The organism is Caproiciproducens puteiluti (assembly GCF_052442865.1).
Lineage (GTDB): Bacteria > Bacillota > Clostridia > Oscillospirales > Acutalibacteraceae > Caproiciproducens.
This window is the reverse complement of the sequence record NZ_CP194790.1, coordinates 548,747-562,192: the sequence shown is the minus strand read 5'-3', so window position 1 is coordinate 562,192 and position 13,446 is coordinate 548,747. Positions and strand designations below refer to the sequence as shown.

12 protein-coding genes and 3 tRNA genes are annotated in these 13,446 nt (G+C 51.7%); 7 read left to right on the top strand and 8 right to left on the bottom strand.

From position 1 onward, the window contains the following. Positions 1-48: 48 nt before the first annotated feature. The 4 genes from ACRQU7_RS02765 to ACRQU7_RS02750 form a co-directional block, all read right to left on the bottom strand. Positions 49-2,166 carry a hypothetical protein gene (locus ACRQU7_RS02765; RefSeq protein WP_444643507.1) on the bottom strand — a complete coding sequence of 706 codons (2,118 nt, stop codon included), beginning with the start codon at positions 2,164-2,166 and terminating at the stop codon, positions 49-51. A 35-nt stretch (positions 2,167-2,201) separates the two neighbouring features. Continuing rightward, positions 2,202-4,352, bottom strand: a complete 2,151-nt coding sequence (locus tag ACRQU7_RS02760; RefSeq protein WP_444643506.1) for an efflux RND transporter permease subunit — start codon at positions 4,350-4,352, stop codon at positions 2,202-2,204. Between the two features lie 71 nt (positions 4,353-4,423). Then, complete coding sequence (locus tag ACRQU7_RS02755; RefSeq protein WP_444643504.1) at positions 4,424-5,017, bottom strand: TetR/AcrR family transcriptional regulator; 594 nt, start codon at positions 5,015-5,017, stop codon at positions 4,424-4,426. A 229-nt stretch (positions 5,018-5,246) separates the two neighbouring features. Then, positions 5,247-5,849 (bottom strand): hypothetical protein, encoded by a 603-nt coding sequence (locus tag ACRQU7_RS02750; protein WP_444643502.1) that lies wholly within the window; start codon positions 5,847-5,849, stop codon positions 5,247-5,249. A gap of 142 nt (positions 5,850-5,991) precedes the next feature. On the opposite strand from ACRQU7_RS02750, the gene ACRQU7_RS02745 reads away from it, so the two are divergent. Continuing rightward, the gene (locus ACRQU7_RS02745; RefSeq protein WP_444643500.1) at positions 5,992-6,888 is read left to right on the top strand and encodes a helix-turn-helix domain-containing protein; all 897 of its coding nucleotides are present in this window, start codon (positions 5,992-5,994) and stop codon (positions 6,886-6,888) included. A 78-nt stretch (positions 6,889-6,966) separates the two neighbouring features. Next, the gene (locus ACRQU7_RS02740) at positions 6,967-7,839 is read left to right on the top strand and encodes a WD40/YVTN/BNR-like repeat-containing protein (RefSeq protein ID WP_444643498.1); all 873 of its coding nucleotides are present in this window, start codon (positions 6,967-6,969) and stop codon (positions 7,837-7,839) included. A 289-nt stretch (positions 7,840-8,128) separates the two neighbouring features. Here the strand turns inward: ACRQU7_RS02740 and ACRQU7_RS02735 are convergent. The 4 genes from ACRQU7_RS02735 to ACRQU7_RS02720 all read right to left on the bottom strand — a co-directional run bounded on the left by ACRQU7_RS02735 (position 8,129) and on the right by ACRQU7_RS02720 (position 9,524). Then, positions 8,129-8,214 (bottom strand) — tRNA-Tyr (locus tag ACRQU7_RS02735). Positions 8,215-8,248: 34 nt separating this feature from the next. Continuing rightward, positions 8,249-8,324, bottom strand: a tRNA-Thr gene (locus ACRQU7_RS02730). Between the two features lie 154 nt (positions 8,325-8,478). Continuing rightward, positions 8,479-8,555 (bottom strand) — tRNA-Pro (locus tag ACRQU7_RS02725). A gap of 252 nt (positions 8,556-8,807) precedes the next feature. After that, complete coding sequence (locus ACRQU7_RS02720; RefSeq protein WP_444643496.1) at positions 8,808-9,524, bottom strand: GntR family transcriptional regulator; 717 nt, start codon at positions 9,522-9,524, stop codon at positions 8,808-8,810. A gap of 231 nt (positions 9,525-9,755) precedes the next feature. On the opposite strand from ACRQU7_RS02720, the gene agaB reads away from it, so the two are divergent. The 5 genes from agaB (at position 9,756) to ACRQU7_RS02695 (ending at position 13,416) form a co-directional block, all read left to right on the top strand. Next, a complete protein-coding gene (gene agaB / locus ACRQU7_RS02715; protein WP_038321955.1) occupies positions 9,756-10,235 on the top strand; it encodes a PTS galactosamine transporter subunit IIB in 480 nt (159 codons plus the stop codon). A gap of 95 nt (positions 10,236-10,330) precedes the next feature. After that, entirely contained in the window at positions 10,331-11,134 is an 804-nt protein-coding gene (agaC, locus tag ACRQU7_RS02710) for a PTS galactosamine transporter subunit IIC (protein ID WP_038321956.1), read from the top strand. Next, positions 11,121-11,939 carry a PTS galactosamine transporter subunit IID gene (agaD, locus tag ACRQU7_RS02705; RefSeq protein ID WP_038321957.1) on the top strand — a complete coding sequence of 273 codons (819 nt, stop codon included), beginning with the start codon at positions 11,121-11,123 and terminating at the stop codon, positions 11,937-11,939. Before agaC ends, agaD begins: the two co-directional genes overlap by 14 nt. 131 nt (positions 11,940-12,070) lie before the next feature. Further along, positions 12,071-12,856, top strand: coding sequence for a glucosamine-6-phosphate deaminase (locus ACRQU7_RS02700; RefSeq protein ID WP_444643493.1), 786 nt, complete (start codon positions 12,071-12,073; stop codon positions 12,854-12,856). 134 nt (positions 12,857-12,990) lie between these two features. Then, complete coding sequence (locus tag ACRQU7_RS02695; RefSeq protein ID WP_444643491.1) at positions 12,991-13,416, top strand: PTS fructose transporter subunit IIA; 426 nt, start codon at positions 12,991-12,993, stop codon at positions 13,414-13,416. Positions 13,417-13,446 lie beyond the last annotated feature (30 nt).

Sequence of the window (13,446 nt, the reverse complement as noted above, 5' to 3'; positions counted from 1 at the left end):
TGATATTTTTGTGAAAATATTTAGAAAAAACTGGAAGAATTTTTTTATTTATGAAAATACGGAGGTGATCGCCGACCACAGCTTTGTAAATACGCTGCGGATCCGGTCAAGAACACTCGAACCGTTTTCCTGCTGCTCCAGGTCCTTTTCCCCCTGATTCCCATCATCCTTGCTGATTTCCTCCGTCCGCAGGACGATCTGGATGCTGGACGGGGACGCGTTTTTCAAAGACGTGAACGAAATCGGCTCTGCCTTCGCATCAAGATTCAGAAAATTGTTCTCATCCTCGAACTTGTTGAGCTCCTTGTCGACGGCGCTCTTAATCGTCTGATTCGCGTTTTTGACGGTGGAGGTATCGTCGATCTGGCCTAAAGCCTTCTGCAATACCGAAATCAGTCCGTTCAGGGTCTGGCGGGTACCGTCGTCCAGCTTGTTCCCGCTGGTTTTCGCAACGGTTTCCAGAGAGGTCAGGAACGCCTGCGCGCTGGAAATGGTGCGGGCCAGGCTGCCGACCAGACTTTCCATATCTTTCAGCGCACCGACCGTATCGTCCTTGTACTGGTTCATGGTGCCGTTCAGCGCCGCAATATTGTCGGTGACGCTCTGCGAAATATTGAGGAGATCTTTCAGATTGCCGCCGGCCTGATTCGCGTGGCGCAGCAGGTCGTCCGCCGAGTCCGCCCCGTCGTCGAGCACGTCCAGATAGGAATCCACTACGCCGACGGTTTTCGCCCCGGTATCAAACAGGGAATCCGTCTGCCCGAGCACCGTTTTCAGCGCTGTTTCCAGCGTTGCGGAGGATTTTTGAGTGGCCTGCAGACTGGCTCCCACCGCCTGAAGGCTTTTTATTAATTCCTGAGTGGAAGGATCCGTCGGATGGGCTTGTGCCACCGCCGCCGCGGCAGCTTGAAGCGCCCCCATATCCGTAGCCAGCTGCGCGGAACGGTCGTCTATTTGTGAAAGCAGTGCGGCAAGCTGTTTGGCCGTCGTTTTGGCCGTGCCGAGCTGCGTATTCAGGTCCTTAGCCAGTGCGGCGCGCTGACCGGACGCGTCGTCCGCGTCGTCAAGAACATCCCGCAGGTCGTTCACGTCGCTGCGCACCTTGCTGATGGTAGCGGACAGCGAAGCCATTGTGGAACCGACGATGGTCACGTTCTGCGACATGGTGTTCAGGGTGGTGCTCACGTCCTCCACCAGTTGCTGGCTTTTCTGCAGATGGGGAACCAGCGCCGAGGTCTGGGACGCCGTTTGGGACAAATCCGCAAGCGCTTTGTCCGCGTTGCTGTACACGCCGCCCTTCGAAGAGCTGACGGTCTGTCGCGCGCCGTCCAGCGCGGCAAGGCCGGACTGGGTCTGCTTGAGTCCGCCGGACATGCTTTCCAGCGTGCCCAGAATTTCATTCGCACTGTCGCTGATGGCGTCCATGGAGCCCTTGATGGTATCCTTATCTTCTTTCAGGTCCTTGATATCCTGCATCTGCTCCAGCGTACCGGGCACCATCATCATGACAACCCCGATCGATTCAAAGCTGTTTGTGCCGATGCGGATAACGTCCGTCGTCTCTTCCCCCGGCAGTCCGGCAAACAGGATCGCCTTATAATCGCCCAGAGACTGGACCTGCGCCCCGGGGGCCTCCACACTCAGCGTGTCCTTCATCTTTACGACCGTCCCGACCTGCAGCAGAAGGTTGTTGCGGTAATACTCCGGCGCGCTTTTGTCGGGCGTCGTTTTGATATCGATCTCCACCAGCCCGGAAGCCCCGGCCAGTTTGTCCGCCGCTGTGGGAACGCCGTTCAGCTTGTAGGAAACGTCAAAATTCCACGGAAGCGTGACCGTCCCATTTTTCGGCGTACATTCATAATAGAAACGGCCCGTGCTCTGGGGAAGCTTCCAGCTGACCGAATCCCCGGAGACGGTGGGCTGTGCCTCATTGGTCATATTGGTGACCTTTTCGTAAGAGCCGTAGTCCGTAAACTGGCCGACGCCGTTCAGGTCGCAGCCCTTGACAATGTTGACCTTCTGCGGTTTGCCGTAATAATCCAGATTGACGTAGACCGCCTCGTCCGTGGAGACGGACGGCGCCGCGGCCCGTGCGGTGGTGGACAGCGACGGGACCAGCACCGCCGCCGCGAGGATTCCGGCCAAAGCCCTCTGTATTTTTTTCATAGGAAGATTCCTCCTTGATTGCATGTTCTTGCCTGTCAGGCAGCGGGGTTCGCGCGGCCCCTGTGAAGCGCGGGCAGCCTTTTCCGCGCCTTTTCGCGCAGGTCCCGCATCCGCTGGGTATGGCGTGTAATGGGTTTGTCAAAAAAGTACAGCAGCGCCGGCAGCGCGAAAATCACCATCGAAAGGCTGAGCAGAGCGCCCCTGCCGATCAAATGCCCCATATCCGCTATGGCGCTGATAGAGGAAGTGAAGTACAGGATGTAACCGACGCCCGCCAGAATGGTGGCGGAGGTGAGGAGCGGCGGGGTCGTCATGGCGACCGCCTCGATCGTCGCGGCCTTGCTGTCCAGATGCTCCCGGCTTTCCAGATAATTGTTCGTCATCAGGATGGCGTAATCCACCGTGGCGCCCAGCTGGATACAGCTTACAATAATATAGCCCATGAAAATCAGCTGGTTTCCCACCAGATATGGGAAAAGCATATTGATAAAAATGGCGACTTCGATCGGGATCAGGATCAGGATAGGAATCAACAGGGACCGGAAGGTGATCATGACGACCAGAGCTACGCTGAGCAGCGACAGCATATCGACAAAGTCGTAATCGCTGGTGATCGTCGTCTTGATATCCTGCGTGAACGGAGTGGTTCCGACCACATAGGAGCTTTCCGGATAATATTTTTTCACAATGGACTGGATTTCGTCCGAGCACTGGAAGGCGAGCTTGCTTTCATCCTTCGTTTTTATGTAGATCAGAATGCGCGAATATTTGTCCGTGTGAAGCTTTCCCGTCACGCTCTGGGGAAGGATGCTTTCCGGGATGCCCTCGGGCAGAGTGTTCGCAAGGGAGGTCACGCTCTTGGTGTAGCTCAGGTCCTCCAGCTTCTGCGAAAGTTTCCGTTCCTTTGCCACGCTGGTGTTGGGAACAATGGCGAGCAGCATATTGCTGCGGCCGAACTTCGCGTCGATCGCCTGTTCATCCTCGTACACCTTCGTCCCCTCACCGGCGCCGACGGCCTGACTGCCGTACACAAAATCCGTCATTCCTTTTCCTATATAAGCCGGGGCGGCGACAATCAGCACCACGGCCAAAACCGCGTACCGGCTTTTAAACACCCCGCGGGCGAATTTTTCAAAAGAGGGCAGGAACGGCCGGTGGGCGGTTTTTTCGATCAGACCGGCCCAGCGGATGATCAGGGACGGCATCAAAAACAGCACGGTCAGCACGCTGATGAGAATTCCCTTTGCCAGAACGATTCCCATGTCGAACCCGATGGAAAACTTCATTAAAGCCAGCGCGATAAAGCCGAAGAAGGTCGCGACGCCGCAGGCCAGAATGGATTTGGCGGAGTGCCGGATCGCGTTGGCGATGGCGGTCGTCAGGTCCAGCCCCTTTTCCCGTTCCGCCGTAAACGAATGGATCAGGAAGATGGAATAGTCCATGGCCACCGCCAGCTGCAGGACGGAGGAGACGCTGGAGGTCAGGAACGAGACCTCGCCCAAGAAAATATTCGTCCCCTGATTGATGATGATCGCGATTCCCATAATCAGAAGAAACAGCACGGGTTCAAACCATGACGTGGTGGTCAGGCAGAGAAACAGGATAATCATGGCGACGCAGATGACCGTCGCCCTTGCCATTTCCTTTTTCAGGTTCTCGCTCAAAGACTTATTCTGAACGGCCGCCCCGACAAAATGTCCCTTATCGCCCGTGATTTCCTGAATGCGGTCGATGGCCTGCGAGGTGCGCGTGCTGGTATCGCTTTCGTCAAAGGTAATGTCCATCACGGAATAGCCGTCTTTATAATAGTCCTCAATATCCTTGTATCTGATAAACTGGTCGGCCTGATAAACGTCGGTCCCCGTGTCCGTCCACATCACCATGTCGACGCCGTCCACGGCCTCGATTTTATCCTTGTACGCCTTGGCCTGATACAGCGAGACATCGTCGATCATCACCCGCGCCGTGCCGGGGTAGCCGAATTCCTTTTTCATGACGCTGATTCCCTGCTTGGCGGGAGTGGTCTCCGGCAGATACTTCGTCAGGTCGTAATTGATGTCGACAAACGAGTTAAAGAAAACACTGGCCACAACCAGGACGATAAAGACGATTTCGATTTGTTTTCTGCGATTGATAATCAGGTCTACTACAGAATGTGAGCCCTCCCGGGTTCCTGGCAATTTCATTCCCGATGCTCCCTTATTTGTTGTATTTTTATTAAAAGCGCTTTCAATGGGTTTGTTTCGCCTACGGGCGTTCAGGCCAGTATTTCCCGGATCGACCGGTACAGTTCGCCTTTCACGCTGTCGATCGGATAGGGCATTTCCAGAACAATGGAGTTGTAGCAGACGGCCCCGACCATGGAAACAACAATGTACAGGCGCTGCCTGGCGATCTCGCTGTCGCCCCCCGCGGTAATGAAGTGCTGAATAAAGATCCGCTTCGCCCCTTCCATTTCGTCATAGGTCAAAGCCTTTTCATACAAATCCCAGGACAGATTTTTATAGATGAGGGACAGCAGCTTTTTGTTTTTCTTGAAAAACTCAACTAAATAATCCACGAAAAAGATCACGCTCGGAAGAAAATCCATTTCTCTGACCTTCTGACGCTCCGCAACCGCTTTCATCGCTTCGTCAAATACCGCCGCGCTTTTCTTTAAAATGATTTTATCGACCAGATCATATTTATCCTTGCAGTACAGATAGAACGTTCCTTTTGCAACGCCCGCTTTTTTTACAATATCGTCTATAATCGTGTTATGCACGCCGTTTGAAGTAAACAGCTCGTAAGCGGCGTCATAGAGCTTTGTCATTTTCAGCTTTTTGTTTTCCAGAATCTTTGTCGTCTTCAATTTTCGTCATCCCCTCGCCCTTTTTCTGTTAAATCATGGAAAATGACTATTAGTCAATATCCGTATTATAATCTTGCCCCTCCCGTCTGTCAAGAAAGGAAGTATACAAATACGGTATAGATTCCTCTGATGAAATTGTGTAAATTTTGCCTGCCCGAGGACAAAAAAACACCCAGACAATCCGCCCGGGTGTTTTAACCGCTTAACCGCAGTAACATTTATAATACTGTTATAATACTGTAAACCCGAACTGTTCGCTGAAAACCTTTTTCAGCTGCCGGGCAAAGTCCCCTTTTCCCATCACACCGGTCTCCTGATAGCCCTGATTCCGGAATTTCCGCGTCAGCTGCTCCGGATGTTCCGTATACAGGGGCCGGTTCAGTGTCCGCTTTGACGCCGCGCAATCGCCGCCGCTGTAAAAAAGCCGTTCCACACTGCAGAAAACCCGTCCTTCCTGCATTTTACAGACAATCAGCGTTATCGGGAACAAATCGCCGCTTTCCGGACCGCCGCATTCCTGCAGCCGTTCAAAAATCAGATCGACCGGTACGCTGTAGGAAGAGCTTCCGTTGGCGGCGGAAAGAAAATTCTTCATCATGCCGTTCAAATGCTGCGCGTCACACGGGAAATTTCCCCGCATGCGCTCTCTGGCCTTTAGGATTCGGTACTCCGGATTGAAAACGCGCAGTGCCGCAAGCTCCGGAACAAGATCGGCGGAAACGTCTCCGTCGTAGGTGCAGTCCGTAAACAGCCTGCACAGCGAGCGCCCCCTCGCCGCACGTCTGCTGTAGTCTCCGCAATAGGAATCACAGGCGAATTCTGCCGTGCTCATCGTTTCCCTCCCCTTTCCTTCCACAACTGTCAGAAAATTCTTGAACCTTCTTCTGATAACCAGTATAATGATAATATCTTCTATTATCTATCGAAATTTTGCCTATTCTTATAACAATATTATAATCATGGAGGACAGCGCCATGAAAAAATTAATCCTTCGTAAAAACCTCTCCGAGGAGTCCCCGCACGGGGATTACGGGTTCCCGTTTTTCCTCAGCCACGAGATTCTCTCCGAATATGAGCACGCGAGCTTTGAGGTCCACTGGCACCCCGATCTGGAATTTACCGTTGTTCTGGAAGGGGCGATGGAATATCAGGCAAACGATACCGTCTACATTCTTACGGAGGGCTGCGGGATGTTTGTCAACGCAAACGTCCTGCACACCGCAAAATCGTACGAAGGGCAGGACTGCTCGTATCTGGTCATTACATTTAACCCCGTGCTGGTCTTCGGGCATGAAAACAGCACGATTGAAAACGCCTATGTGCTGCCGGTCATCCAGTCGCAGAACTGCCCTTCCCTCTACCTGAGTCAGGAGGTTCCCCCGCAGAGGCGGATGATGCAGCTTATCAGGGAAATCAACCGGGCGTACACGGAAAACGGCCTTTGCCGGGAACTGCAGATCAAGGGCAGGCTGTGCGAACTGTGGACTCTGCTTTTCCGGGAGCTGCAGGGCGTGCTTGCTGAAAAGGACAGCGCCGGTTCCAAAGATATCCTTTATTTAAAGCAGGCGTTAAACTATATTCACAGCCATTACTCTGAAAGGCTTACGCTGGAAGGGCTGGCCGCCTCCTGCAACATCAGCAAAAGCGGATACTGCCGTTTTTTCAAAAAGACCATGCGCCAGACCCCTTTTGAATACCTTTTGAAATACCGGATTGAAAAAAGCATTCCGCTCCTTTTGAGCGGGGAGTATAACGTCACCGAAATCTCCGAAAAGGTCGGCTTCTCCGGCGCGAGCTACTATTCGGAAAATTTCAGAAAATACATGAACTGTTCCCCGACGGAATACCGGAAAATGCACGCATCTTCATAAAAGCCACGCATTGGCAGCCCATTCACAATTTGATATCAGCGGACGCGAATATCCAAAATAAGAAGGAAGGAAAATTTAATGGGCATGGTTAAAAAGCCGCAGGGTCTTAGCGGCCTTGTCACTGTGTTTATCATCATCGGCATTGCGGGGGTATTTCTTACCTACAGGGCGGGAGGTCAAAACACGCAGCAGACAATCGACAACATTGCCCTTTTGCATGCAAACAGCTCCTATATGCTGAAAGACGGAAAATTCGTCATTAGGGACGGTAAGGGGGTGACCTGCACCGTACCGCTTGAATCCGGCACGGGCGATTCGGCTTCCTACTTCAGCGATAAGGCGGTCTACATATCCGACGAAGTGACCGCCGTTGCGTATGGTGGAACCGAAGCGGACAGCAGTGTAAAGGTCCTTGTCAGCGACGACAAGGGAAAGACCTGGAGCAGCTCCCGGGTGGCGGAAGCCGGGGCGGATCATGCCGGAACCAAATTTCTCGGATTTCTTTCAAAAAAAGACGGATGGCTGGTCACTACTGGAGATGTCGCGTCGGGATCCCAGAAAAACCGCGTTTTTCTGACGGCGGACGGAGGAAAAAGCTGGTCTGAAATCGGCAATACAAGCGAAGCTTACCCGCATGTTGTGACCGGAGCGGGCTTTGCAAGTCCAACGACGGGCTTTCTGTCCTTCCGCTATGACAGCGATGCGGACCCGGTCGTGTACCGAACGCAGGACAAGGGGAAAACCTGGGTGAAATGCGCCGTCGGGCTGCCGCCGGAGCTGAAAAACGTCAATTCCTATCCTACGGCTCTGTCCCCTGTTTTTCACGGCGCGTCCGGCGTTTTGCCCGTTGCCATGACGGACAATGATACCGGAGCGCAAACGCAGATTCGTTATGTTACGGATGATTCCGGCAAAACATGGATGTTTGACAAAAAGAGTCTCCCTCAATAAATATGAGCGCCTCAACATAAAAAACGGCCTCACTCCGTTTGAAATCCGAAGTAAGGCCGCTAAAGCCGTGTTATTCTACGACAGGGTTTTTATTTCTTTCTCTGTTCAACGAGGCACAGTCCAAAACTTTTGTTTTGCGGCGGTCCCTTCTTTGCAGACCAAAGCTTGGGTCGCGACACCGGCCTGTTTCTATCATCAATCGACAATCGAAAGCGTCCCGCAGATAAAAGCGGGCTTTACAGCTCCAGACAGTAAAAAACAGGCAAGCCTTAAAGGCTTGCCTGTTTTTTGGTGGGAGAGGATGGATTCGGACCATCGAAGCTATAAAGCAACAGATTTACAGTCTGCCCCCTTTGGCCACTCGGGAACTCTCCCATATTCTATTGATAAGTTTGCACTTATTTGCAAATGGAGCTGGCAGACGGACTTGAACCCCCGACCTGCTGATTACAAATCAGCTGCTCTACCAACTGAGCTACGCCAGCATTTTCAGCACTCGATTAATATATCATTTTACGGTTTATTTGTCAAGCAATTCGATGAAATTTCTGTCTCTCCCGGCTGTATCGCCAGATTCCGCCAATGAACCACTTACGACGAAAAAATGGCGCCCAACTCCACGAGCTGGGTCCCATTTTTTGGTCGAGGTGACAGGGTTCGAACCTGCGGCATCTTGGTCCCAAACCAAGCACTCTACCAAGCTGAGTTACACCTCGTCGCTGACGATATGCACGGTGAAATTCCCTGCACCGTGCGGCTAAAAGCTTTCACTATCAATGGCAGTCAACCTGCGCCCGCGTCATCGGGCAGCCCTATTATTATATGTAATATGAGGGTCATTGTCAAGTGAATTTATAAAATTAGCAGTTTTCTGGCAGACTATAACCGGATGACTTTCCATTTAAATTTCCGCCTGTCCGCCGGCTTCACGCGCAGCAAAGCCGGCCGCGACCGCCGAAAAACGAAAGTCACTTCCGGTTATTCAGTTCAATTTTAAAAACGTATTTGTCCCCCCGCACCACGGAGGAAGTATATTCCACCAGACCGTCTCCCTCGTAGCTGAAGCGCTCCAGCAGGATACAGGGGATTCTGGGGGATATCTTCAGCAGCTCGCACTGTTCGGAGTCCGGAAGAATGGGAATAAAGGTTTCGGTCGCCCGGTCCACCTTCAGCCCATACTTGGCGCTGAGGTAATCATAAAGCGACCGGCTTTCCACCGCATCCACGTCGATGTGCACGAACCGGTTTTTCGGCAGATAGGTGGTTTCAATGACCAGCGGATAGTCGCGGGCCGAGCAAAGCCGCACCAGCCTGTGGTAAGCTTCCCTTCTCTCCGCCCTGAGCTTCAGGGCAAGGCTTCGGCTGAGGGTGATCGTTTCATAGCTTAAAACATGGCTGTGAAAGGAGATATTCTTGTTTTTCAGGTCATCGGTAAAGGTATAAAACTGGGAGAGGTTTTGCTCAAATACCTTCGGCTTTACAAAAGTACCGATGCCATGGATGGTATAGACCATTTGCTCCTCTTCCAGTAAAGCCAGCGCCTGCCTTACGGTCGACCGGCTGACTTTATACATCTGGCACATGTCGCGCTCCGATGGAAGCAGGCCGTTTTCGGGGTATTCGTGGCTGTTGATGTACTGCAGGATATGGTCGTGCAGTTCCTGATACAATGGCAGATTCGGCATTGCATATACTCCTTTCCCGTCTTTTCGACAGCAAATAAACTATCGTCAATTTAAACAAAAACCATGCTATTATTCTATCATAAAAAAACCTATTGTACTAGTGGTATCGATCGAAATTCGGAACCTGTTTTTGAACTGGTTGAAAAAAAGTCATAATTATTGTATTTCTGTTCATGATATGTTAAAACTTATCTAACAAATCTGAAACAATTGAACGAGGGGTGATTTTAAGTGGGAAATCCAAACATACTCTTGACGAGAATCGACAACCGCCTGGTCCACGGCCAAGTGGGGGTCACCTGGACGGCGACGCTGGGTGCAAATCTGCTTTTAGTCGCGGATGACGACGTGGCTCACGATGAAATACAGCAGCAGCTTATGGCAATGACTGCTGAATCTTCCAGTGCAGGAATCCGTTTCTTCACTTTGCAAAAGACCATCGACATCATCGGCAAAGCAGCTCCAAGCCAGAAAATCTTCATTATCTGCAGGACTCCGGCGGCTGTGCGTACTCTGCTGGAAGGCGGCGTGCCTATTAAGGAAGTCAACGTGGGAAACATGCATTTTACCAGCGGCAAGCGTCAGCTGAGCAAAAAAGTCTATGTCAATGACAAGGACATGGAGGATTTGCAGGCGATTCAGGCGATGAATGTAGATCTCTATATTCAGGATGTCCCGGGGGACATCAAAGAGCACATACCCAAGAAATAATCCATTGGAGAGGAAGGGGGGAACATCACCGGCATTATCGGCAGCTTTTACCGTATGGCGAAACTTCTGGAACAAAAATAAAGGGGGAAAAACTAATGGCAATTACTTTAGCTCAAGGCATTGCGCTCGCTATTATGGCAATTATAGTCGGCGTTGACTTCTGGCTTGAGGCTTTGTTTATTTTCCGGCCAATCATCGTCTGTACTCTGACGGGTATCATTTTAGGCAACGTTCCGCTGGGCCTTATGGCGGGCGGACTGACGGAGCTGGCCTTCGCGGGTCTTACGCCCGCCGGCGGCACACAGCCGCCGAACCCTGTTCTGGCCGGCGTTATGACCACGGTCATCGCCTACACCACGGGAAAGGATCCTGCAACGGCAATCGGCCTTGCCCTTCCGTTCAGCTTCCTGATGCAGTATATCATTCTGTTCTACTACTCCAGCTTCTCTCTGTTTATGAAAAGAGCCGACAAATACGCGGAAGAAGCGGACGGCAAGAGCCTTGCCCGCCTGAACATTCTCACAACGGGAATCGTAGCCGTTACCTACGGCATTGTCGTCTTCCTCTGCGCCTATGTCGCACAGGACGCGATGCAGGCTCTGGTAAAGGCGATGCCCGAATGGCTGACCCACGGCTTTGAGATCGCTGGCGGCATCCTTCCGGCAGTCGGCTTTGGCATGCTTCTGAAGGTCATGCTGAAGGGCGAATTCGTTCCATACCTTATTTTAGGCTTTGTCATCGCAAGCTTTATTCCTTTTTCCAATCTGCTGCCGGTCGCCGTCGTCGGCATGGCCATGGCGCTGATTGTGTTTAACAATGAAAGAAACAACAGAAAAACCGCGGTTGCAACCGGTGTTGCATCTGAAGGAGAAGGAGATGACGGCAATGAAGGAATCTGAGAAGAACACGGCTCCTGAGAAAGTATTGACCAGAAAAGACATCACCAGACTCGGCTGGCGCTCTTCCCTGCTGCAGGCCAGCTTCAACTATGAAAGAATGCAGAGCGGCGGCTTTTTGCTGGCGCAGATGGAATGTCTGAAGAAAATCTACAAGAACGACAAGCAGGGCCTGTCCGAAGCAATGACGGATAACCTTGAGTTCATCAACACACATCCGAACCTTGTCGGCTTCCTGATGGGCCTGTTGATCTCCCTGGAAGAAGCGAAGGAAAACAGAGGCACCATCAAAGGCTTGAAGGTCGCTCTGTTCGCACCGCTTGCCGGTATCGGCGACGCGATCTTCTGGTTCACCCTTCTGCCCATCATCGCCGGTATTACCGCTTCCATGGCAATGAGCGGAAGCATCGTCGGCCCGCTGCTGTTTTTCGCGGTTTACCTGACCATCTTTATTCTCCGTCTTGCGTGGACCCATGCAGGCTACAATCTCGGTCTGAAAGCGGTGGATACGCTACGGGAATACTCGGGAATTATTTCAAAGGCTGCCACAATTCTTGGCGTAACAGTAATCGGCGGACTGATTGCATCCTATGTGCATATTTCTCTGCTGCCGGAAATTGTGGTAAACGCGTCAAAAACCGTTTCAATTCAGAAAGATTTTCTTGATAAGATCTTCCCAAACATACTGCCCTTCGCCTATACCCTGCTGATGTTTTTCTTCCTGAGGAAGAAGAAAATGAGCCCGGTCGTGCTGATTGCGGTTACTTTCGGTCTTGCGATTCTTCTTTCCTTCCTGGGTATCCTTTAATTTCTAAAAGTGTCGGGGGTACAGTTCTCTGTACCCCATTTCACTATCATGGTTTGTCGAAGCTGTTACCGGAGCCGCCCGATCCCCGCTCACGGACAGAGCTTAATGACTTCCTATTGGAGGATTCAGCAATGAATTTACAGGAAAACAGGGAAGGGATCCCTTCCCTTCATAATGAAAATACGGGAACCCCTCCAAAAACAATCATTTGTGATGACTTTGAGGCAATGTCGCAGCGCTGCGCGGACTTTCTTTGTGAGGCCGTGAGAGCGAAACCGGATTTACTGCTGTGCCTGGCCGCGGGAAACACCGCGATCCGCACCTATCAGATTCTGAAGGAGCGCGCGGGTTCCGGTGAAGCGGACTTCAGCAAGGCGGAGTTTGTGGAGCTGGACGAGTGGCTGGATTTGGAGGACGAATCGGAAAACTGCACTTCATTTATGTTCCGGAATTTTTACGGGCCGCTTCATATTGAAAAGTCGAAGATTCGTTTATTTGATATTCACGCGAAAGACATGGAAGAAGAATGTAAAAAAATCGATCGGTTTATTTTTGAACGCAGCAGAATTGATTTTATGCTTTTGGGATTGGGAATGAACGGCCATCTGGCCCTGAACGAGCCCGGGTCTTCCTTTGAGAGCTGCGCCAAAGTCGTCACCCTCGACCCTGTCACCCAAAAGGTAGGACAAAAATATTTTTCAAAGCCTGTTCCGCTGTCCAGAGGGGTCACTCTGGGAATCCGCCACATTCTGGACGCAAAGCAGGTCGTTCTGCAGGCGGGCGGAAAAGCCAAGGCGGAGATCGTAAAAAAGGTTTGCCTGACCAAACCCACGCCCATGCTGCCGGGCACGGTCCTGCAGCTTACGAAAAACGGGGTCGTGGTTCTGGACCGGGACGCCGCTTCGGAAATCCTGTAGGCGGACTTTCCTTACATTAGAAGAAACCAGGCAGTTTTCAGGAATCCCATAGCAGCCCCGTTCCAATCGGGAACGCCGCGCCGTACAAAGCTGCCTGCAGTATAGATTGCTTATAAAAGGAGTAATATAGAACGATGATCGGAGTATTGATAACCGGACACGGCAGCTTTGCCACCGGAATGATGAGCGCGTCCAGGCTGATTGTTGGACCGAGGGAAAAATATCTGGGCGTGGATTTTGTGGAATCGGACAATGTCGACACGCTCTCCGATAAGCTCAGACAGGCGATGAAAGCGCTCGGCGATCAGATTCTGGTTCTGGTGGACCTGGCCGGCGGATCTCCCTTCAAAACCGCCGTTACCCTCAAAAGCGAATTCCCGGACAAAGAAATTGAAGTCATTTCCGGTCTGAATATGCCCATGCTGACTTCCGTCCTGCTGGAAGAGAAAGAAACGATGGAAGAATACGTTCAGGGCGCAATGGAAATGGGTGCAGTCGGCATCAGGCAGTTCAAAAAGAAACCAAAGCTGCAGCAAATCCCTGCGGAAGACGGGATATAGCCGAACCTTTCCGGCATGTTTTAAGGAGGC

What these genes read in the sequence shown, in the direction of transcription:
- ACRQU7_RS02700 (WP_444643493.1), top strand. Translation starts at nt 12,071, where the DNA reads ATGAATTTACAGGAAAACAGGGAAGGGATCCCTTCCCTTCATAATGAA.
- ACRQU7_RS02750 (WP_444643502.1), bottom strand. Translation starts at nt 5,849, where the DNA reads ATGAGCACGGCAGAATTCGCCTGTGATTCCTATTGCGGAGACTACAGC.
- ACRQU7_RS02740 (WP_444643498.1), top strand. Translation starts at nt 6,967, where the DNA reads ATGGGCATGGTTAAAAAGCCGCAGGGTCTTAGCGGCCTTGTCACTGTG.
- ACRQU7_RS02760 (WP_444643506.1), bottom strand. Translation starts at nt 4,352, where the DNA reads ATGAAATTGCCAGGAACCCGGGAGGGCTCACATTCTGTAGTAGACCTG.
- agaD (WP_038321957.1), top strand. Translation starts at nt 11,121, where the DNA reads ATGAAGGAATCTGAGAAGAACACGGCTCCTGAGAAAGTATTGACCAGA.
- ACRQU7_RS02720 (WP_444643496.1), bottom strand. Translation starts at nt 9,524, where the DNA reads ATGCCGAATCTGCCATTGTATCAGGAACTGCACGACCATATCCTGCAG.
- ACRQU7_RS02695 (WP_444643491.1), top strand. Translation starts at nt 12,991, where the DNA reads ATGATCGGAGTATTGATAACCGGACACGGCAGCTTTGCCACCGGAATG.
- ACRQU7_RS02765 (WP_444643507.1), bottom strand. Translation starts at nt 2,166, where the DNA reads ATGAAAAAAATACAGAGGGCTTTGGCCGGAATCCTCGCGGCGGCGGTG.
- agaC (WP_038321956.1), top strand. Translation starts at nt 10,331, where the DNA reads ATGGCAATTACTTTAGCTCAAGGCATTGCGCTCGCTATTATGGCAATT.
- ACRQU7_RS02745 (WP_444643500.1), top strand. Translation starts at nt 5,992, where the DNA reads ATGAAAAAATTAATCCTTCGTAAAAACCTCTCCGAGGAGTCCCCGCAC.